Source organism: Methylomonas paludis (assembly GCF_018734325.1).
GTDB lineage: Bacteria > Pseudomonadota > Gammaproteobacteria > Methylococcales > Methylomonadaceae > Methylomonas > Methylomonas paludis.
This window is the reverse complement of the sequence record NZ_CP073754.1, coordinates 570912-592813: the sequence shown is the minus strand read 5'-3', so window position 1 is coordinate 592813 and position 21902 is coordinate 570912. Positions and strand designations below refer to the sequence as shown.

The 21902-nt window shown below is 49.7% G+C and carries 13 protein-coding genes; 7 read left to right on the top strand and 6 right to left on the bottom strand.

The genetic code is table 11. The features are described 5' to 3' along the window. Positions 1–5: 5 nt before the first annotated feature. Positions 6–1334, bottom strand: a complete 1329-nt coding sequence (locus tag KEF85_RS02800; RefSeq protein WP_215583218.1) for an HlyD family type I secretion periplasmic adaptor subunit — start codon at positions 1332–1334, stop codon at positions 6–8. Between the two features lie 28 nt (positions 1335–1362). Next, positions 1363–3066, bottom strand: a complete 1704-nt coding sequence (locus tag KEF85_RS02795) for a type I secretion system permease/ATPase (RefSeq protein ID WP_215583217.1) — start codon at positions 3064–3066, stop codon at positions 1363–1365. A gap of 425 nt (positions 3067–3491) precedes the next feature. Here KEF85_RS02795 and KEF85_RS02790 point away from each other — a divergent pair, with 425 nt between their 5' ends. Continuing rightward, positions 3492–4664 (top strand): EAL domain-containing protein, encoded by a 1173-nt coding sequence (locus KEF85_RS02790; protein WP_215583216.1) that lies wholly within the window; start codon positions 3492–3494, stop codon positions 4662–4664. A 1157-nt stretch (positions 4665–5821) separates the two neighbouring features. Here KEF85_RS02790 and KEF85_RS02785 read toward each other — a convergent pair. Beyond that, positions 5822–5977 (bottom strand): hypothetical protein, encoded by a 156-nt coding sequence (locus tag KEF85_RS02785; protein ID WP_215583215.1) that lies wholly within the window; start codon positions 5975–5977, stop codon positions 5822–5824. Positions 5978–6169: 192 nt separating this feature from the next. Between KEF85_RS02785 and KEF85_RS02780 the strand changes: the two genes are divergently transcribed. The 4 genes from KEF85_RS02780 to KEF85_RS02765 all read left to right on the top strand — a co-directional run bounded on the left by KEF85_RS02780 (position 6170) and on the right by KEF85_RS02765 (position 16768). Beyond that, entirely contained in the window at positions 6170–6529 is a 360-nt protein-coding gene (locus KEF85_RS02780; RefSeq protein WP_215583214.1) for a hypothetical protein, read from the top strand. A gap of 45 nt (positions 6530–6574) precedes the next feature. Then, positions 6575–14542 carry an AIDA repeat-containing protein gene (locus tag KEF85_RS02775; protein ID WP_215583213.1) on the top strand — a complete coding sequence of 2656 codons (7968 nt, stop codon included), beginning with the start codon at positions 6575–6577 and terminating at the stop codon, positions 14540–14542. A 298-nt stretch (positions 14543–14840) separates the two neighbouring features. Beyond that, on the top strand, positions 14841–16130 hold the full coding sequence (locus KEF85_RS02770) for an autotransporter strand-loop-strand O-heptosyltransferase (RefSeq protein WP_215583212.1): 1290 nt from the start codon (positions 14841–14843) through the stop codon (positions 16128–16130). Then, complete coding sequence (locus KEF85_RS02765; protein ID WP_215583211.1) at positions 16127–16768, top strand: glutathione S-transferase; 642 nt, start codon at positions 16127–16129, stop codon at positions 16766–16768. The genes KEF85_RS02770 and KEF85_RS02765 overlap by 4 nt, the downstream gene beginning before the upstream one ends. Before the next feature lie 858 nt (positions 16769–17626). On the opposite strand, the gene KEF85_RS02760 is transcribed toward KEF85_RS02765, so the two are convergent. Continuing rightward, complete coding sequence (locus tag KEF85_RS02760; RefSeq protein ID WP_215583210.1) at positions 17627–18856, bottom strand: pyrophosphate--fructose-6-phosphate 1-phosphotransferase; 1230 nt, start codon at positions 18854–18856, stop codon at positions 17627–17629. On the opposite strand from KEF85_RS02760, the gene KEF85_RS02755 reads away from it, so the two are divergent. Together KEF85_RS02755 and KEF85_RS02750 are read left to right on the top strand one after the other, a co-directional pair. Beyond that, the gene (locus tag KEF85_RS02755; RefSeq protein WP_215583209.1) at positions 18855–19103 is read left to right on the top strand and encodes a hypothetical protein; all 249 of its coding nucleotides are present in this window, start codon (positions 18855–18857) and stop codon (positions 19101–19103) included. The genes KEF85_RS02760 and KEF85_RS02755 overlap by 2 nt on opposite strands. A 277-nt stretch (positions 19104–19380) precedes the next feature. Next, a complete protein-coding gene (locus tag KEF85_RS02750; protein ID WP_246535025.1) occupies positions 19381–20235 on the top strand; it encodes a DUF2797 domain-containing protein in 855 nt (284 codons plus the stop codon). 8 nt (positions 20236–20243) lie between these two features. Here the strand turns inward: KEF85_RS02750 and KEF85_RS02745 are convergent, their stop codons facing one another. Both KEF85_RS02745 and KEF85_RS02740 read right to left on the bottom strand, forming a co-directional pair. Next, positions 20244–21089: a class I SAM-dependent methyltransferase gene (locus KEF85_RS02745; protein ID WP_215583208.1), complete on the bottom strand. Its 846-nt coding sequence runs from the start codon at positions 21087–21089 to the stop codon at positions 20244–20246. A gap of 26 nt (positions 21090–21115) precedes the next feature. Continuing rightward, positions 21116–21889 carry an alpha/beta fold hydrolase gene (locus KEF85_RS02740; protein WP_215583207.1) on the bottom strand — a complete coding sequence of 258 codons (774 nt, stop codon included), beginning with the start codon at positions 21887–21889 and terminating at the stop codon, positions 21116–21118. Positions 21890–21902: the final 13 nt, after the last annotated feature.

Below are 21902 nucleotides of genomic sequence, written 5' to 3'. Positions count from 1 at the left end.
GCCGATCAATCCTCTACAAATGCACGGGCAAAAGCATTTGTGATTGGTTTAGCCAGATACTGAAACAGGGTTCTCTCCCCGGTTTTGATCATCACTTCAACCGGCATCCCCGGCAGCAGTTCCAGATGCTGCATTTTCTCAATACTTTCCGGAGTCAGTTCCACCAAAGCCTGGTAATAAGTATTGCCGGTTTTCTCATCCAGAATCCGGTCAGCGGACAGATTAATCACTTTACCTTCGATGATAGGAGTCAAGGCTTGCTTGAACACCGGAAATCGCACTTCAGCAACCATGCCGATACTTACCCGGTCGATATCCAGTGTCGCCACCTGAGCATCAATGACCAGTTCTTCCTGTTGCGGAACGATTTCCAATATCGGATAACCCGGCGCAATTACCCCACCCAGAGTATGTACCGCCAAGCCCATGACTCTGCCGGCCACCGGAGCCTTGATTTCAACCCTATTCACCTTGTCCTGAGACGTCAACAGGCGTTGATTGATGTCATACAGATTAGCCTGTACCTCACTGTATTTGGTCGTGACTTCTTCCTGGAATCTTTTTTCCAGTTGCAGAATTTTCAGCCGGGTTTCACCTATCTGTATTTCGCTGCCGGCTATTTCGGCATTAATCGAAGCGATATCACCCAGATTGCTGGCATGGTTACGTTCCAGTTCCCGTAAACGCAGTTTATCGGCAAAGCCTTCGCTTAATAATTCCCGTAAATCCTTAACTTCTTCAGCATAAGAATCAGCCAAAGTCTGTTTACTGGTACGCATGCCTTTCAATCCCTCGATCTTGGATTGCAACTGACTGACTTGCTGCTTCAGCACGGCAATTTCACCATCGTGGGCATTTTTCCGGGCTGCAAAAATGTGCTCTTCGCTCTGCCTGGCTTCCAGAACCCGAGCATCGCTCTGGTCGATAAATTGTTCCGGGAAATTAATGGTTTTTTTGCCGTCACGCTCGGCTTCCAGTCGCGCCAATTGCGCCGCCAGGGTAATATACTGCCCTCGCGCCATCTCCAGCAGCGCTCTGTTTTCAGTGGCATCCAGCACCAGCAAGGCATCTCCTTCCTTGACCACATCGCCATCTTTGACCAGTAACTGGCTGACTATGCCGCCTTCGCGGTGTTGCACGGTCTTTTTATGGGATTTGACCACCACATAACCCGGTGCCACCGCTGCACTATCAATAGGGGCCAGACAGGCCCAAGCGCCAAACACCCCTAACGTCAAAAACAGCACCACATAACCGATTACACGGATGGGTCTATCATCAGTTAATAAGGTAATGGCTGGGGGCTTTTGCTGAGACTGATCTTGCTTAGACATAGTTAAAAAATATGGAGTTGACTAACGCTTAAGCAGGTGCGGCAGCGGGTGTGGGGGCATTTTTTTGCAGATGGGCAATCACCAGATCTTTCTTGCCGTAAACCACCAGCTCACCATCATTCAGAATCAGCAATTTATCGACCTGAGCCAAAATATTATTGCGATGCGTCACCACAATCACGGTGGCTAGGCTGGCTTTCAGGGCCAGCATAGCGTTGGCCAGAGCAATTTCACCCTGTTCATCCAGATTGGAGTTGGGCTCGTCAAGCACCACCAGCACCGGATTACCGTACAAAGCCCGTGCCAAACCGATACGCTGGCGCTGACCGCCGGACAATACCCCACTGTTGGCGCCTATCACAGTATCATAGCCTTCCGGCAGCCGTAAAATCAGTTCATGGACATCGGCCATTTTCGCGGCACTAACCACTTTTTCGGCGTCAATTTCGCCAAAACGGGCAATATTTTCGCTGATACTGCCTTCAAACAACTCAATGTCCTGGGGTAGATAACCGATATACGGGCCTAGTTCATCCCGATTCCAGGCAAAAACGTCTACCCCATCCAGCCTGATTTTACCGGCACTGGTCGGCCAAATACCCAATAAGGCTCTGGACAAGGTTGATTTGCCGGCGCCGCTGGGGCCCAAAACCCCAACAATATCACCGCGCTCTATCAGCATGCTCAAATTCTTGATGGCCGGCAGTTTGGCACCGGGCGGGATAACTTGCACCTGTTCCAACAGCACAGTACCGAGTGGGGCCGGTAAAGGCATTTTGTCAGCTTCGGCCGGAACCCGCACCAACAATTCCTGCAAACGATGGTATTGGCCTCTGGCATTAATAAAGCCTTTCCAGGTACCGATCAGCATATCGATAGGGGCCAACGCCCGGCCCAGCAGAATGGAACCTGCTATCATCATACCCGGCGAAATTTCCCGTTCAATAACCAGATAGGCTCCCAAGGCCAAAATTAAAGATTGCGAGGTCAACCGAAAAATTTTAGAAACGGCGGCGATCAAACCCGCTCTGGAGCTAACCTGAGACTGCAGCTCCAGCACTTTATAAGCCGTACTCAACCAGCGCTGCCGAACACTGCGCAACATGCCCATGGCTTCTATAACCTCGGCATTACGCAAATTGCGGTTGACTTGAGCCCGCCCCGCTGCGGCCACCTTATTGGCATCTTCCAGCATTTTGGCAGTGGCGCGTTCGTTGATATAGGCTATCGCTACCAAACTTAACGCAGTCAACACCGAAAACCAGCCATACCAGGCATGAAACGCAAACATTAAAGCGATGTAAAACGGCAGCCAGGGGGCATCAAAAAAGGCAAACAAACCGCTGCCGGTTAAAAACTGCCGCAAACCGGTCAAATCATCCAAAGCTTGCGAGGTGACCCGGCCACCACTATATAAAGACTGCTGATAAGCGATACCAAATACTCTTTCGTTGAGTAAAGTCTCCAGCTTGGCGCTGACCCGCACCAGAATTTGTGAACGTACCCATTCCAGCATGGCCATGGTGACGAACAAACCAAACATGATCAGGGTTAACATCAACAAGGTGGCTTGATTACCGGTTGATACTACCCTATCATAAATCTGTAACATATAGATTGATGGCACCAGCATCAGCAGATTAATCACCATGCTGAAAGCGGCAGCAGAGATGAAGGCGCCTTTACATAAAGCTAAAGCTCTCTCCAAATCTGACTTGCTAAAGTTTTTCATTTCGGCTTTTCCCTGTTTAGCCTTGCATTTTTTAAATTCATGTCACTTTTCAGCCTATTGAAAAGTAAACCCTGTAGCCTCGATCAATCGCAGTGGCATCGAGGCACATCGAAGCAGAGTTACCTAAAAATGCCACAGGATGCTGCAAAGCCGTTTGCTAAATAATGCCTCGATTCGGCAATGCACCATTGAGGCTACCCTGAATAGTTACCGATTCATGCCCTCATTTTAGGGCTTATTCTGCCATATTGCCATAATCTTTGCAGAAACAGGTATGATAAGGAATGGACTTAAGCCCGCATAGACCATGCCTTGCAACCACCATAGCCTAAATAGGATGTGCCGATGGCCAACAGGCGCATCGCTCGCGATTTAAGTCCAATGCTTTATGTTTTTAGCCACAATCCAGATGAGAAACCACCTAGATGGAAGATAAATTTCAGCTATTTCCTTATTTTCAACCTATCGTCAGTGTCGCTAGCGGCCGCATCATTGGCTACGAAGCCCAGGCCCGGCAACGCGATAAAAATAATCGCATCATCTCTGCCGGCCGGCTGTTTGCTTCACCCAAATTGGAAGCCAAACAGCGCATGGAGCTGGATCGCCAAGTACGCCGTCAGGCTCTGGAAAAATTTGCCGAACTGGATGACAACAGCTTTTTGGCTATCAATATCTCGGCATCCTGGATAGACAATGTGCGCAAGATCAATGCCCTGCCCACCCTGAAAATACTGGATCAAATCAATATCGACCGCCAACGTATCATCGTCGAAATCAATGAAGCCCATGCCGATTTGAGCCGATTGCGGGAAATTGTCAAACGCTACCGGCATCACGGGTTGCGGGTGGCACTGGATGACTTCGGCTCGGGTTCTTCGCAACTGGAGCGGGTGCTGGCGATTCATCCCGATATCATTAAAATTGATATGCAATTATTTAAAAAAGCCAATAAAGGCGGTATTGCCAGCGATATTATGCACATGCTCACCCGACTGGGCACCCGCACCGGCTGCCAGATTATTTGCGAAGGCGTGGAAACCGACGATGAGTTTTTATTCGGCCTGACCTGCGGCGCGCAATATATGCAAGGCTATCTATTCTCAGCCGCCGAAGCCGAATTCAAACCGGCCACACTTTATGAACAACACATCAATTCCTTAACAGGCAAGTTTTTCCGTAATTCGGTAGCCAAAGCCGAAAAAAACATTGCAAACGTTAACGCCACTAAAAATCTGATCTATAAGCTCAAGGATGCCTTACAAGGCGACTTTAATCTGAATGAATTGGCCAAGTGGAATTTCACCCAAAGTAATATTACCCGCTTTTACATGTGCGACAACGAGGGCCGCCAAATCTCGCCCAACTTCAATTTCACCGAAAATCGCTGGTTTACCGATCCACGCAAAATCGGCTTCAACTGGTCATGGCGGCCTTATTTCTTTCAGTTATTCGCCCGCGAAAACAACGGTGACAGCAACCGCATCATCACTTCCGAGCGCTACCGCGACTTCGATACCAATTTATATTGCAAAACCTTGGCCTTACGCCTGGATAGAGACAGGATATTACTAACTGACATTATCGTCGAAGATATTTAGCCTTTCTGGCTAGTCCCGTAGCCTCGATGTAACAAAGTGGAATCGAGGGCTTCGCAGCTTGGCTTCAACTAATCGATGCCATCGCCATATAGACAACCGCCATCCTCAATTCCACGCCGCTGTATCACAGTTACCTTAGGCTTTTTACATAGGATGGCCTTACGCGCATATGACTAACTCACATTATCGCCGAAGATATTCAGCAAAAGGCGATCCCGTAGCCTCGATGTAACGAAGTGGAATCGAGGGCTTCGCAGCTTGGCTTCAATTAATCGATGCCATCGCCATATAGACAACCGCCATCCTCAATTCCACGCCTAGGATGACCTTACCCGCATATGACTAACTCACATTATCGCCGAAGATATTCAGCAAAAGGCGATCCCGTAGCCTCGATGTAACAAAGTGGAATCGAGGGCTTCGCAGCTTGGCTTCAACTAATCGATGTCATCGCCATATAGACAACCGCCATCCTCAATTCCACGCCGCTGCATCACAATTACCTTAGGCTTTTTACATAGGATGGCCTTACCGCGCATATGACTAACTGACATTATCGCCGAAGATATTCAGCAAAAGGCGATCCCCGTAGCCTCGATGTAACGAAGTGGAATCGAGGGTTTCGCAGCCTGGCTTCAATTAATCGATGTCATCGCCATATAGACAACCGCCATCCTCAATTCCACGCCGCTGCATCACAGTTACCTTAGGCTTTTTAAGTAGGATGACCTTACGCGCATATGACTAACTCACATTATCGCCGAAGATATTCAGCAAAAGGTAGTCCCGTAGCCTCGATGTAACAAAGTGGAATCGAGGGCTTCGCAGCCTGGCTTCAATTAATCGATGTCATCGCCATATAGACAACCGCCATCCTCAATTCCACGCCGCTGCATCACAATTACCTTAGGCTTTTTAAGTAGGCTGAGGCATCAATCACGCACTATGCGCTTCCAGAGTCGGCAGATCCTTTGGTGATTCCGTCAAAGTAATATTGGTCAACCACTTGCTTAAAAAGGTATTCTAAAATTTACACTTAATAATAATTACTGTTCGTGTTAATAATTGATACGGCTTTTAGGTTAACAAATATCCTCTGCGTAAGCAAACCAACCAGTTCACCCTTTAAAAAGGCTACGGGGCGTACGCCTCAATAACTAAACACCAAACACCCGCGCTGTTTTGGTGGCGAAGCCACCCGACATGGCTAAATTAAAACCAATGTCCCCCTTACCAAATTCACCAGCCAAAACCTTGGCAATCTCAGCCTGAAAACCACTTAAACTTAAACTTGCTAAAAAAATAATTGCCAAGTTCAGCTGCCTAATGTTATAAACGAACACAACTGTAAACCAAAATATTGGCCACACATATCAATAATTATCATATAGATATGTGTAATACAGAACTGGAATTTTTTATTGTGTTGATAGGGTATATAACCACATTTAACGCAGCTGATTAATTATTACAAAAACATGTCATAAAAATAATAATACCTCATTATGAGCCAAATAAGGGAAATATCGGCACTGTTCGATACACCAGCGCTTGAAAATCAACACAGGGATATCCAAAAGCCTGAGTTACCAGCTATTGCCTTGGCCAGTCTGTCCCGCAAACAAAACCTCACACCCAATCCAAAATTACCTAGCCGATACCCCAAGCAGTGCTGCCATAGCCAGAGTTATGCGATAGGGCTGCGTTTTAAACGCCAAGATTTTTTCTGGCCATTACCCCATCAACACCCACGGCGCCAGTTTACATGTCCCCGGCTGATCAGCCTTGCTCGCGTCAAAACCAAGATACAACCGATAGCCGGATTCGCACAACCCTTAACGCCAAGCATCGCCAATATCAATTAATTTTCGCCTCAAGGAGCTGTACCATGACTATTTATAAACTGCCTTATGTTTCATCTGGCGTCACCATTACCACTTAATGGCACCGTGCTAAACAGCGGCGATCAGGAATTAATTACCAGTGGTGGTACGGCGTACAACACGGCAATCAACAGCGGCGGCAAAGAAATAGTTTCCAGCGGAGGTATTGATAGTGGCAGCACTGTTTACAGCGGTGGCACAGAAACCGTTTCCAGCGGCGGCATGGCGAATAACGTGACCATAAATGCCGGCGGCAGCGAAACAGTCTACGGTGTCAATAACACAGCCGCTATTTACGGAACTGAAACTGTTTCCAGCGGTGGTGTCGATAATGGTACATATGTTTACGGTGGTATTGAAACCGTAACTAGCGGCGGTCTGGCAATCAATACTTTCAACTATGGCGCTTATTATTCCGGCAACGGCAGCGTCTTAATCAATAATGGCGGTAAAGAATTAGTCAGTGCCGGTAATGCCTATTATGTTACCGTCAACAGTGGTGGTACTGAGCTGGTCAGCAGTGGTGGTACAGCCTATTACTCCATTATCAATTCTGGTGGTAGCGAGCAGATCGTCAGCGGAGGTATCAGCAATTACACCTCAGTCAATAAAGGCGGTACCGAGGTGATTTCCAATGGCGGTAATGCCAATTACACCACCTTGAACAGCGGCGGTACTGAGCAGGTTATCAGCGGGGGTGCTAGCAATTACGCCATAGTCAATAAAGGCGGCAGCGAGATCGTCTCCAAGGGTGGCGTGGAAAATTACGCAACAATTAACAGCGGCGGTACCGAACTGGTCAGCAGTGGCGGCATTAGCTATTCCCCCATCATCAATTCCGGTGGTAACGAATCGATTAACAATGGCGGTGTCGTTAACAACGCCACGGTTAACAGCGGTGGCAGCGAGATCGTCTCCAGTGGTGGCTTAGCCAATACTCTTTATATCAGCAGCGGTGGCAGTGAAACGGTTTCCAGCGGTGGTGTCGATAGTGGCAGCTATGTTTACAGTGGCGGCACAGAAACTGTCTCCAGCGGCGGCTTGGCCATCAATACTTATGGTCAGGGCGGCAACGTCCTGATTAATAATGGTGCAAAGGAACTGGTTAGTGCCGGGACGGCCTATTATGTTACCGTCAACAGTGGTGGTACTGAAGTGATTTCCAATGGCGGTAATGCCCAGTACACCACCTTGAACAGCGGCGGTACCGAAGTGGTTTCCAATGGCGGTAATGCCAATTACACCACCTTGAACAGCGGCGGTACTGAGCAGGTTATCAGCGGGGGTGTTAGCTATTACGCCATAGTCAATAAAGGTGGCAGCGAGATCGTCTCCAAGGGTGGCGTGGAAAATTACGCAACAATTAACAGCGGCGGTACCGAACTGGTCAGCAGTGGCGGCATTAGCTATTCCCCCATCATCAATTCCGGTGGTAACGAATCGATTAACAATGGCGGCATCGTTAACAACGCCACGGTTAACAGCGGCGGCAGCGAGATCGTCTCCAGTGGTGGCTTAGCCAATACTCTTTATATCAGCAGCGGTGGCAGTGAAACGGTTTCCAGCGGTGGTGTCGATAGTGGCAGCTATGTTTACAGTGGCGGCACAGAAACTGTCTCCAGCGGCGGCTTGGCCATCAATACTTATGGTCAGGGCGGCAACGTCCTGATTAATAATGGTGCAAAGGAACTGGTTAGTGCCGGGACGGCCTATTATGTTACCGTCAACAGTGGTGGTACTGAAGTGATTTCCAATGGCGGTAATGCCCAGTACACCACCTTGAACAGCGGCGGTACCGAAGTGGTTTCCAATGGCGGTAATGCCAATTACACCACATTGAACAGCGGCGGTACTGAGCAGGTTATCAGCGGGGGTGTTAGCTATTACGCCATAGTCAATAAAGGTGGCAGCGAGATCGTCTCCAAGGGTGGCGTGGAATATTACGCAACAATTAACAGCGGCGGTACCGAACTGGTCAGCAGTGGCGGCATTAGCTATTCCCCCACCATCAATTCCGGTGGTAACGAATCGATTAACAATGGCGGCATCGTTAACAACGCCACGGTTAACAGCGGTGGCAGTGAAACGGTTTCCAGCGGTGGTGTTGATAATGACAGCACTGTTTACGGCGGCGGCACAGAAACCGTTTCCAGCGGCGGCGTGGCGAATAACGTGACCATAAATGCCGGCGGCAGCGAAACAGTCTACGGTGTGAATAACGGCGCATCTATTTACGGAACTGAAACTGTTTCCAGCGGTGGTGTCGATAGTGGTACATATGTTTACAGTGGTGGTATTGAAACCGTAACTAGCGGCGGTCTGGCCATCAATACCTTCAACCAAGGTGCTTATTATTACGGCAGCGGCAGCGTCTTAATCAATAATGGCGGCAAAGAACTCGTCAGTGCAGGGGCAGTCTATTATGTCACTGTCAACAGTGGTGGTACTGAGGTAGTTTCCTACGGCGGTAATGCCCAGTACACCACCTTGAACAGCGGCGGTACCGAAGTGGTTTCCAATGGCGGTAATGCCAATTACACCACATTGAACAGCGGCGGTACTGAGCAGGTTATCAGCGGGGGTGCTAGCAATTACGCCATAGTCAATAAAGGCGGCAGCGAGATCGTCTCCAAGGGTGGCGTGGAAAATTACGCAACAATTAACAGCGGCGGTACCGAACTGGTCAGCAGTGGCGGCATTAGCTATTCCCCCATCATCAATTCCGGTGGTAACGAATCGATTAACAATGGCGGTGTCGTTAACAACGCCACGGTTAACAGCGGTGGCAGCGAGATCGTCTCCAGTGGTGGCTTAGCCAATACTCTTTTTATCAGCAGCGGTGGCAGTGAAACGGTTTCCAGCGGTGGTGTTGATAATGGCAGCACTGTTTACGGCGGCGGCACAGAAACCGTTTCCAGCGGCGGCGTGGCGAATAACGTGACCATAAATGCCGGCGGCAGCGAAACAGTCTACGGCGTCAATAACACAGCCGCTATTTACGGAACTGAAACTGTTTCCAGCGGTGGTGTCGATAGTGGCAGCACTGTTTACAGTGGTGGTATTGAAACCGTAACTAGCGGCGGTCTGGCAATCAATACTTTCAACTATTATGGTGCTTATTATTACGGCAGTGGCAGTGGCAGTGTCTTGATCAATAATGGTGGCAAAGAACTGGTCAGTGCAGGGGCAGTCTATTATGTCACTGTCAACAGTGGTGGTACTGAGGTAGTTTCCAACGGCGGTAATGCCACTTACACCATTATCAACTCAGGCGGCACCGGGCAGATAGTCAGTGGAGGTATCAGCAATTACACATCAGTCAATAAAGGCGGCAGCGAGATCGTCTCCAGCGGAGGGGTGGAAAATTACGCAACAATTAACAGCGGCGGCACCGAACTGGTCAGCAGTGGCGGCATTAGTTATTACGCTACCATAAACTCAGGTGGTAACGAATCGATTAACAATGGCGGTATCGTTAACAACGCCACGGTTAACAGCGGCGGCAGCGAGATCGTCTCCAGTGGTGGCGTGGCGAATAACGTGACCATAAATGCCGGCGGCAGCGAAACAGTCTACGGCGTCAATAACACAGCCGCTATTTACGGAACTGAAACTGTTTCCAGCGGTGGTGTCGATAGTGGCAGCACTGTTTACAGTGGTGGTATTGAAACCGTAACTAGCGGCGGTCTGGCAATCAATACTTTCAACTATGGTGCTTATTATTACGGCAGTGGCAGTGGCAGTGTCTTGATCAATAATGGTGGCAAAGAACTGGTCAGTGCAGGGGCAGTCTATTATGTCACTGTCAACAGTGGTGGTACTGAGGTAGTTTCCAACGGCGGTAATGCCACTTACACCATTATCAACTCAGGCGGCACCGGGCAGATAGTCAGTGGAGGTATCAGCAATTACACATCAGTCAATAAAGGCGGCAGCGAGATCGTCTCCAGCGGAGGGGTGGAAAATTACGCAACAATTAACAGCGGCGGCACCGAACTGGTCAGCAGTGGTGGTACAGCCTATTACTCCATTGTTAATTCTGGTGGTAGCGAGCAGATCGTCAGTGGTGGCATAAGCTATTACACGGCTATCAACTCAGGTGGTAACGAATTGATTAGCAATGGCGGTGTGGCTAACAACGACACCGTTTACAGCGGTGGTACTGAAACCATATCCAGCGGCGGCATCGCTTACTACCCGGTCAATAGCGGTGGCGCGGAAAACGTGTTGAGCGGCGGCGAACTGGTGGTTAACAACACGACCACCGGCATCAGCCTGAATGGCGGCGCGATTCTGGATTTGGCGGGTGTGGTGGCTACAGCCGGCAGTGTCAATGCCAGCAATCAGTTAGTGCTGACCAGCGGCGGTAGCGTGGTCGAAACCCTGGGCTTAGTCGGTGATAACAGCAATTTTAGTTTTAGCACCAAAACCGATGGCAGCGGCGGTACCTTGGTCACAGTGGCGGTGATTCCACCCACCTTGACTAAAGCGGTGTATAACGCTGCCAATGGTCAATTAAGCCTGACCGGCACTCATTTAACCAGTCTGGCCAGTAACTTTATTGTGACCGATCTGACGCTGAAAGGTGATGGTGCCACCGCTTATACCTTAACCAGTGGCAGTGTGGTGAGCGGCACTCCTAGCAACAGCGGGGCTGTGATTCAACTGTCTGCGGCCGATCAGTTAGCCATCAACGGCTTGCTGAATAAAATCGGTACCCAAGCCAATGATGGCCTGACCAATTACAATCTGAGTGCGATAGCCGGTTGGGATGCCTATGCCGGGGCGATTACCACCTTGCCGATCACCGTCAGCAATGTCACTGCGCCGACCATCAGCAGCGTTAGCTATAATGCGGCAACCGGTGTGTTCAGCGTCACCGGTGCCAATCTGGACAACCACGGCAGTGCCAACGGCATTAACCTGCCGGGCCTGACCTTTAGCGGCGGCAGCGGCACTTACACCTTTAGCGCCACCAATGACAGCGTCAGCAATCTCAGTGCCACTGGTTTTACCATTACCTTAAGTGCAGCTGATAAAACCAGCATCAACAGCTTCATCACCGATAACGGCACGGCACCGGTGAGTGGCGCAGCCTACAATCTGGCAGCGACTGTTAACTGGGACAGCGACAGCGGGGCGAAAATTATCACCCAACCGGTCACGGTCAGCGGTTTGCCGACTGCTTTGACTGGCGTGGCCTATAACGCCGGTACCGGCGTATTAACCCTAAGCGGTCACAATCTGGCCACCACAGCAGCGGGTTATCTGGTCAGTGATCTGACTTTGAAAGGTGACGGCAATACCAGCTATACCTTGACCGGCGGCAGTGTGGTCAGCGGCACCCCGGCCAGCAACGGCACAGGGGTCAGCATCCAATTGTCCACAGTTGATCAATTGGCTATCAACGGTTTGCTCAACAAAGCCGGCACCCAGGCTAATGACGGTGTCACCACTTATAATCTCAGCGCAATCAGTGGTTGGGATACCGGCGCAGCCGCTGTTACCACCCAGGGTGTCACGGTCGGCAATGTTACTGCGCCGACTATCAGCAGTGTGGCTTACAACGCCGCCACCGGCGTATTCACCGTTACCGGCGCCAACCTCGACAACCACGGCAGCAGCAACGGCATTAACCTGCCGGGCCTGACCTTAACCGGCGGCAGCGGTACTTATACCTTTAGCGCCACCACTGACAGCGTCAGCAATCTCAGCGCCACCGGCTTTACCTTGACCTTAAGCAGTGCCGACCAAGCACTGGTAAACGCCTTCGTCACTGATAACGGCACCGCACCGGCTAACGGTGCTGTCTACAATTTGGCGGCTGCGCTGAATTGGGATAGCGACAGTGGTGCCAAGATTACCACCCAAGCGGTGACAGTCAGCGGTTTATCACCATCCCTGAGCGGGGTGAGCTATAACGCCGGCAGCGGTATATTAACCCTGAGCGGCCATAACCTGGCTACTACCGCAGCGGGTTATGTGGTCAGTGATCTGACTTTGAAAGGTGACGGCAATACCAGCTATACCCTGACCGGCGGCAGTGTGGTCAGCGGCACCCCGGCCGGCAACGGCACCGGGGTCAGCATCCAATTGTCCACAGTTGATCAATTGGCTATCAACGGTTTGCTCAACAAAGCCGGCACCCAGGCTAATGACGGTGTCACCACTTATAATCTCAGCGCAATCAGTGGCTGGGATACCGGCGCAGCCGCTGTTACCACCCAGAGCGTCACGGTCGGCAATGTTACTGCGCCGACTATCAGCGGTGTGGCTTACAACGCCGCCACCGGCGTATTCACCGTTACCGGCGCCAATCTGGACAACCACGGCAGCAGCAACGGCATTAACCTGCCGGGCCTGACCTTAACCGGCGGCAGCGGTACTTATACCTTTAGCGCCACCACTGACAGCGTCAGCAATCTCAGCGCCACCGGCTTTACCCTGACCTTAAGCAGTGCCGATAAAACCAGCGTTAACAGTTTTGTCAATGCCAACGGCACCGCACCCACCAGCGGCAAAGCCTACAATCTGGCGGCCAGCGTGAATTGGGACAGCGACAGCGGTGCGCAAATTACAACTCAGTCCGTCACCGTCAGCGGCCTCAGCTCCAGCTTACCAACCCTGAGCCAGGTGGCCTACAACGCCGGCACCGGTGTGCTGAGCCTGAGCGGTACCAATTTCACCACCACGGCGGCAGGCTATGTGGTCGGCGATCTGACCTTGAAAGGTGATGGCAATACCAGCTATACCTTGACCAGCGGCAGTGTGGTGAAAGGTACGCCAACCGCCACCGGGGTCAGCATACAATTGTCGGCAGCCGATCAGCTTGCCATCAACGGCTTGTTGAACAAAGCCGGCACCCAGGCTAATGACAGCATTAGCAACTACAGTTTGACGGCTACCAGCGGCTGGGATACCGGGGCGGGAGCCACCAACCTGGGTGTCACCGTCAGCAATGTCACTGCACCCACCATCAGCAGCGTGGCTTATAACGCTACCACCGGTGTGTTCACCGTGACTGGGGCTAATCTGGACAATCACGGCAGTGCCAACGGCATAGCTTTGGGTAACTTCACCCTAAGCGCCGGCAGCAGCAGTTATACCTTCAGTGCCGTCAATGACACGATTAGCAATTTGACCGCCACCGGCTTTAAGATCAGCTTAAGCAGTGCCGACGAGGCAGTGGTGAATAACTTTGTCACCACCAATGGCACCAGCACCACGGGTGGCGCAGTTTACAATCTGGCGGCGACAGCGAACTGGGATAGCGATAGTGGTGCCGCTATTACCACTCAGGGCGTCAGCGTTAGTGGTGCCGCACTCAGTGTGGTCAACTCAGGCAGCTTTACCAATCCGCAAGGCGTGGCGCTGGATAGTGCCGGCAATATCTATGTTACCGATTTTGCCGTCAATACCATCGTCAAAATTGCGGCCGGCACTTATGCTGCCAGCACTTTCTTGAATGTCAACCAGCCTTCGGGATTGGTGATCGATAAAGCCGGCAATTTCTATGTCAGTGAATACGGCAATAATACCGTGCAGGAATTTACGGCCGGCAGCCTGGCACCTACCACTATCGCAACGGGTTTGAATAAACCGACCGGCTTGTCGCTGGATAGTGCCGGTAATGTCTATGTCGTCAACAGCGGTAATGCCAGTCTGACGGAAATCAATCATGCCCTTTACCTGCCGACAGCGACGGCTGTGACCCCTACCCCGGTCAACAACCTGTGGGAAAACACCGGGCAAATCGAGTTGTCAAAAGCCCTGTTTACCGCCTTTGCCGGTGCCAGTGGCGTGACCGCCGCCAACTTCAGTAATGCCGCAGCAGCCACTACCCCAACGGATTATCTGTACTACAACGCCACTAATGGCGGCTTGTATTACGATGCCAATGGTTCAGTGAGCGGCCCGGCCACGGAAATTGCGGTGATAGGTTTAAGCAGTCACCCAACCGCCTTGAGTGCAGGCGATTTTACCTTGATTCCATAATGTGGAGATTTATTTAGATACAGGCAGGGGACTGGCAGAGTTGTTCTGACAGCCCCTGCTTTTTGTGTACTTCCGTAGCCTCGATGTAACGCAGTGGAATCGAGGAATTCGCAGCTTTGCCTTAATTGATCAATGTCATCACAATTTTGGCAGTCTGCATCCTCGATTCCGCCTTCCTGCTTCGCAGTTGTAAGATGAGCTAAACACAGTGCATCGCCTCATTCGAAGCTAACCACTTGTTTAAAATAGGATCATGCAACCTTACACTGAATAATTACAAAACTAAAACATTGAACTGATGAACCAAGCAATTGATAAACCAGCCATTCCCGAATCCCCATCCCTTGACACCCAATCGGGAGACGATCAACAAAATCCTCAGTCTTCTGCCCCAACCGAACCACCCAAACAAAACTTCGTCCCCGCCCCGGAATTACCCACCCAGCTTGGCCCTCACGGCATTCGTTACGATTTCAACGATGGTTGCCGGCTTTTACTGCCGGAAGGCAACTGGCGGGTGCGCATTTCAGACCTCGATACCGGCAATATCGTCTTCGAAACCAATATCCAGGCTGGCCGCGTCAATACCGCCAAACGTTATTTTGTCCGCAACCGTTTGCAAATTTGGTCAGGTGAAGAGCTGATCCTCAGCCACGACTTTGCGGCAAACGATCAACATGTCTTGATTCAACTACCGGTCGGCACCCTGGGCGATACTCTGGGCTGGTTGCCTTATCTGGTTAAATTTCAGCAGCAGCACGGCTGCCGCTTGACTTGCGCATTGGCCGAACGGCTGATTCCTTTATTCCGCGATGCTTATCCCGACATCGAATTGCTTAGTCACGAAGCTGTCAGTGCCGAGCGCTATTACGCCACTTATCGCATCGGTCTGTTTTTTGACGACGAGCAGAATATTCATCAGCCCTGTGATTTTCGGCTGGTGGGCTTACACCGCACTGCCGGCTATATTCTGGGTGTAGACCCCACCGAACAGCCGCCGCGTATCCAGCTAAAAAACAGTAGTCGGCCTATCCCTGAGCCGTATATCTGCATTGCCAGCCAAAGCACCACCCAATGCAAATACTGGAACAACCCCAACGGCTGGCGGGAACTGGTCGGTTATCTCAAAGCCCAGGGCTATCGGGTAATCTGCATCGACCAAAAACCGGTACACGGCACCGGCATCGTCTGGAATCATATTCCCTATGGCGCCGAAGACCAGACCGGCGACCAGGATTTGCTGGAACGGGCCCGCTGGCTGCAACATGCCGAATTCTTTATTGGTTTGAGCAGCGGCTTAAGCTGGCTGGCCTGGGCCATGCAAATCCCGGTGGTCATGATCAGCGGTTTTACTCATCCGACCAACGAATTTGCCACCCCTTACCGGGTCATCAACTACCACACTTGCAACAGTTGCTGGAACGATGTCCGGCATCGCTTTGACCATAAAGACTTTTTCTGGTGTCCGCGTCATAAAGACACGCCACGCCAGTTTGAATGTACCCGGCTGATTACAGTTGACAATGTCAAAGCCGTCATTCAAGACTTAATACCGCCTAGACCTGAGATATCGACAACTACAGCATGACTCCCATACTGTATAGCTTCCGCCGCTGCCCGTATGCCATGCGGGCCAGACTGGCACTGGCAGTTGCCCAAATTAGTGTGGAATTGCGTGAAGTGGCGTTGCGTAATAAACCGGCTGAATTGCTGAATATTTCCCCCAAAGCCACCGTACCGGTATTACAACTTGATAACGGCAAGGTATTGGAGCAGAGTCTGGATATTATGGACTGGGCCTTAGCCCAAAACGACCCTGAACATTGGCTGGAAAGCGCTAGCCACAGTCAGGCAAGACAGTTGATCAGCGAAAACGACGGTCAGTTTAAATATTATCTGGATCGTTATAAATACCCAGACCGCTATCCGCAACACAGCCAACAGTTTTACCGGCAGCAAGCCGAAATATTTATTCAAACCCTGGAAAATTGCCTGCAAAAACAAGCGTTTTTATGCGGTGGGCATTTTGCACTGGCAGATGCAGCCATATTGCCGTTTATTCGCCAATTTGCCGCAGTGGATAGCGATTGGTTTAACAATGCGCCCTACCCCTCTGTTCAGCAATGGCTGGCTAACTTTATCGACTCGGGGATATTTGCCGCTATCATGCCGGCTTATCCGGTTTGGCAGCCCAATTCGCCTGTATTGTATTTCCCTGCGACATAGCAGAACTGTATATTGATAAGTAGACCCCGTAGCCTCGATGCAACGCCGTGGAATCGAGGAACATCGAAGCAAATTTACCTAAAAACGCGATAACATGCTTTAAAGCCGTTTGCTAAAACCACTCAAAAGCCAAGTATACCTTTAAAAAACAGCCCAGTTGTAGGATAAGTAGACCCCGTAGCCTCGATGCAACGCAGTGGAATCGAGGAACATCGAAGCAAATTTACCTAAAAACGCGATAACATGCTTTAAAGACGTTTGCTAAAACCACTCAAAAGCCAAGTATACCTTTAAAAAACAGCCCAGTTGTAGGATAAGTAGACCCCGTAGCCTCGATGCAACGCAGTGGAATCGAGGAACATCGAAGCAAATTTACCTAAAAACGCGATAACATGCTTTAAAGACGTTTGCTAAAACCACTCAAAAGCCAAGTATACCTTTAAAAAACAGCCCAGTTGTAGGATAAGTAGACCCCGTAGCCTCGATGCAACGCAGTGGAATCGAGGAACATCGAAGCAAATTTACCTAAAAACGCGATAACATGCTTTAAAGACGTTTGCTAAAACCACTCAAAAGCCAAGTATACCTTTAAAAAACAGCCCAGTTGTAGGATAAGTAGACCCCGTAGCCTCGATGCAACGCAGTGGAATCGAGGAACATCGAAGCAAATTTACCTAAAAACGCGATAACATGCTTTAAAGACGTTTGCTAAAACCACTCAAAAGCCAAGTATACCTTTAAAAAACAGCCCAGTTGTAGGATGTGCTAAACGCAGTACACCGCATCAATCGCGATCAATGCGCCTCCTGACATCCGCACACCCTCTAACTCTTCCGTCAAACCAACGTTAGTCAACGACTAATGGCTAACATCCACTTTTTCACCTTTGCTTTGACCAACTTCAGTCAGTAATTGCTCAAACCAAGCGGTATCAATGTTAAACGGTTTACCGCCTTTGATGCGTGGAAACTCGATGGCACGCAAGATGTTGTTTTGATCTTCATCATGACCGATGACGCCGGATTCACGGCGGAATGCGCATTCCACGGCCAGATCAGCACAGGATTTGATTAAACGCATATCATCGACATTAGCCGCTGCTGCCCGAGCAAAATAGCCGGATTTTTGCACCAGGGTTTTTTCTGCACCTATCATTTGGGCAAACTGTTCGCCAAACCATTTTCCAGGATTAACCGCATCCAGTTTGATGTGACCAAACGCATCGCGCGGTACTTCCTGACCTTTGGCTTGCAGTTCGGCGACAATGGCCTCAACACCCGCACCTTCAGAAACAAAGATGTTGACGCAATCAACGGTATCCAATACTTGACGCAAACGCGCTGCCTCGGCTGCCAGGTCAATGGCCATTTCCGGTACGAATACAGCGTGAACTTCATAAGACTCACGTGACAAACCCAACTCAGGCAACCAGTCGCTTTGATCCAGCAGTTTGCGGTATTCCAGCGCGGTGGCCGCAGTCAACCAACCGCAGTTCCGGCCCATCACTTCATGGATAATCAACATACGCGGATTGGAATTATTTTCAGCGACCACGTTTTTAAAGTAACGCGCACCTTCTTCAGCGGCTGTCCAGGCTCCCAGAGACTGTTTGATTGGATAGACATCGTTATCCACGGTTTTCGGCAGACCGATTACCGACAGGCCATAGTTATTTCTGGCCAAAAAAGCCGCCAGATCGGCTGCCGCAGTATTGGTATCATCACCGCCGATGGTGTGCAGAATTTCCACACCGTCTTTGATTAACTGATCAGCAGCCACTTTTTGCGGATCTTCGCCTTCTTTGACCAAGCCACGTTTCACGCAATCTTTGACATTGGTCAGTTTTACCCGGCTATTGCCGATCACTGAACCGCCGAATTTTTGCAACAAGCTGGCTTTGGCGCGAACTTCCGCAGTAACCGGATAGGAATCACCCAATAACAAGCCTTTGTATCCGCCACGATAGCAGATGATTTCGATACTAGGGTCGATCTCGGTATAGCGTTCAATCAGACTGCCAATAGCAGAATTCAGACAAGGTGCCAAACCGCCTGCAGTGAGAATTGCAACTTTTTTAGGTTTATTCATGAGCGTGTCAAATATAGCAGTTAAGAAAAAATGGATTATTCGGTTAAATCAAGGCAATACTTATAGCTCTAATTTTAGCACAGGGCTTTCCTGTATCGCCAATTCAAGCATGACCATTCAGCAAATGAAAAGTGATCAGCCGCCTCTGTCCACTATCAGACTTAATCTGTATACTTTAAACAAAGCGATGTTTGCGTTACTAGTTGATGCCGGCATCGAGGCTGCGCAGCTGTTTTATGTTATTTAGCATCAACATCGACTATTTAGCAGCCCGTAGCCTCGATGCAGCAACGCGGAATCGAGGAATTCGCAGCGTAACCTTTATAAAAGCAAGGCTAGGGGGCTCTAACAAGCCTCAACCACTAATACAAACCGAGTAACCCACCAATTCATATTTTGCCGGATAGGGCGTAGGATGTGCTGAACGCAGTGAAGCGCATCAACCGCGCACGATGCGCCTGCAGAATCGGCACATCCCTAACGCTGCCGTCAAAGTAATATTGGTCAACCGCTAGTCTTAAATAATGTCTATTATTAATTCCGAAAACGAGGTAAATCAGGTGTTAGGCTGTTTGGATAAGATGAGTACAGAACTGCAAAATCCGGTACGCTACCGCCTGCCGTTGGGCGACAGCGGCGTGGATCTCAATCCATTAATCGGCCAAACGCTGCAACTACATTATACCGGGCAGATTTTTTGTACACATTGCCAGAAAAAAACCCGGAAAAGTTTTAATCAGGGCTATTGCTATCCTTGTTTTATCCGGCTGGCACAATGCGATATGTGCATTATGAAACCGGAAACCTGCCATTATGCTGCCGGAACCTGTCGTGAACCGGAATGGGGCGAGAGCTTCTGCTTCCAGCCGCACATCGTTTATCTGGCTAATTCATCCGGCATAAAAGTGGGCATTACCCGGCACTCCCAAATACCGACACGCTGGATAGATCAAGGTGCGATACAGGCCTTGCCGATTTTTCAGGTCAGCTCCCGGCATATTTCCGGGCTGGTCGAAGTCAGTCTGGCTAAACATGTCAGCGACAAAACCAGTTGGCAGCAGATGTTGAAAAACAACACCACCGCATTGGATTTAAAAACCATCCGCGACAATTTATTGGCTGATTGCAGCCCAGATTTAGCCGATATTGCTAAGCAGTTTGGCGCAGACAGTTTAAGCTTACTGGATCAAGCCGAACCGGTAGATATCCATTATCCGGTGCAGCAATACCCAAGCAAAATCAAATCGCTGGATTTCGAAAAAACCCCAACAGTTACCGGCATTTTACAGGGCATTAAAGGTCAATACCTGTTACTGGATACAGGTGTCATCAACATCCGTAAATTTACCGGCTATGAAATAGAAGTTAATGCGTCATAAAGGCTTTACTACTTTCTAAACGCATAGACAAAATACTGCAAGGCATTGACTCGGCTTAAAAACTCCACAGACAATATAGCAGATACCATACTAATGCCTTGTTTAAGCGATATCTTTAACCCCGCCGGCTGTTTCGCCAAAGACCGTAAATAGGGATAAGTCGGCAAAGTATTTAGGGTGATATCTTTTTCCAGTGCCAGGGAAAAACCGCTATTGTCAGCCAATGCCTGGTAATCCTGCCGGGTAAATTGCACATTGCATTTACCAAAAAAACCATCAGTTAAGTATCCGGAAAAACTAAAATCAGATAATTTGGCCAGTTTTGGACTCAATAAAAAATCCGACAAAGCCAAGTAACCGCCAGGTTTAAGCACACGATTTGCTTCTTTAAAAAATTGTTCACGACTGGGAAAATGAAAAATACACTCCACCGCCAGCACCACATCGAAGCTGTGGTCGGCAAACGGCAAGGCACAGGCATCGCCCTGCTGAAACCGGATACGGTTAGTGCCGGACGGCAACACCTGCTCTCTGGCACGCAGTAACTGACGTTCATCAATATTCAGCCCTACCAGATCCATATCTTGATACCGCTGGTTCAATGCGGCGATAGTACCGCCAAAACCACAGCCGACATCAAGTACGGCCTGACTATTGGTCACTTTTGCCGAATGATATATCAATTCGCTCAGTTGCTCGGCTGCGGCAACAAAATCTGTACTGTCGCCCTTGGCCTGTGCCGGAAACGGCCAGTATCCCCAATGGACATGGTGTCCAAAACTCTGTTCCAAACCTGAATGACCTTTAGCAAAAGCATCCATTAAATAATCAAAATACGGTAATTTAATAGTCATGTCGGCACCTTTTAGCAAAGATTAATTCAGGCCAGCCAAGCGCTGACCAATTGTAAAAACAAAGCTGGGGCATCCACATGTAACCAATGTCCTGCCCCTGGAATTTCTTTGATTTCGGCATTGGGGAAACGTTGATAAATACTGTCAGGACGAATATAAAACGAATTTTCACCCGCCAGAAACAGCACAGGCAAGGGGTAAATCTGAGCCGATAATTGTGCCGGAAACGCCACAATGTTGGCGGCATTGTCTGCAAAAAAATCCAGATTGACCCGCCAGCTATATTGACCTGCCTCAAATACCAGATTTTGCAGTAGAAACTGCCGGTAATTAAGATCGGGAATCAATGCCGCCAGATGTTGCTCAGCCTGTTTACGATTACCCAACTCATGCAAGGGCAGATTTTTCAGCGCGGCGACCGTGGTGGCAAAACTGTGTTGATAGCTGACCGGAGAAATATCCACCACAATCAATTTGCCCAGACGTTGCGGATAATGCAGGGCAAACCACATGGCGATTTTTCCACCCATGCTATGACCAATGATATCGGCGGTATCGATCTGCTGATTGTCCATAAACAATCGTACGTCTTCGGCCATGGCAGGATAATCCATATGCACATGATGGTCAGAACTGCCGTGATTACGCATATCCAGCACAAATACCTGACGCTGTTGCGCCAGCTGTTTGGCTATAGAGCGCCAATTACGTGCCGATGCAAAAAAACCGTGTAATATCAGTAAGGGGGTCCCCGACTGAGATTCACCAAAACTTTCAAAAGCCAGTGCTATAGCTTGCATGATGTGCGGAAAC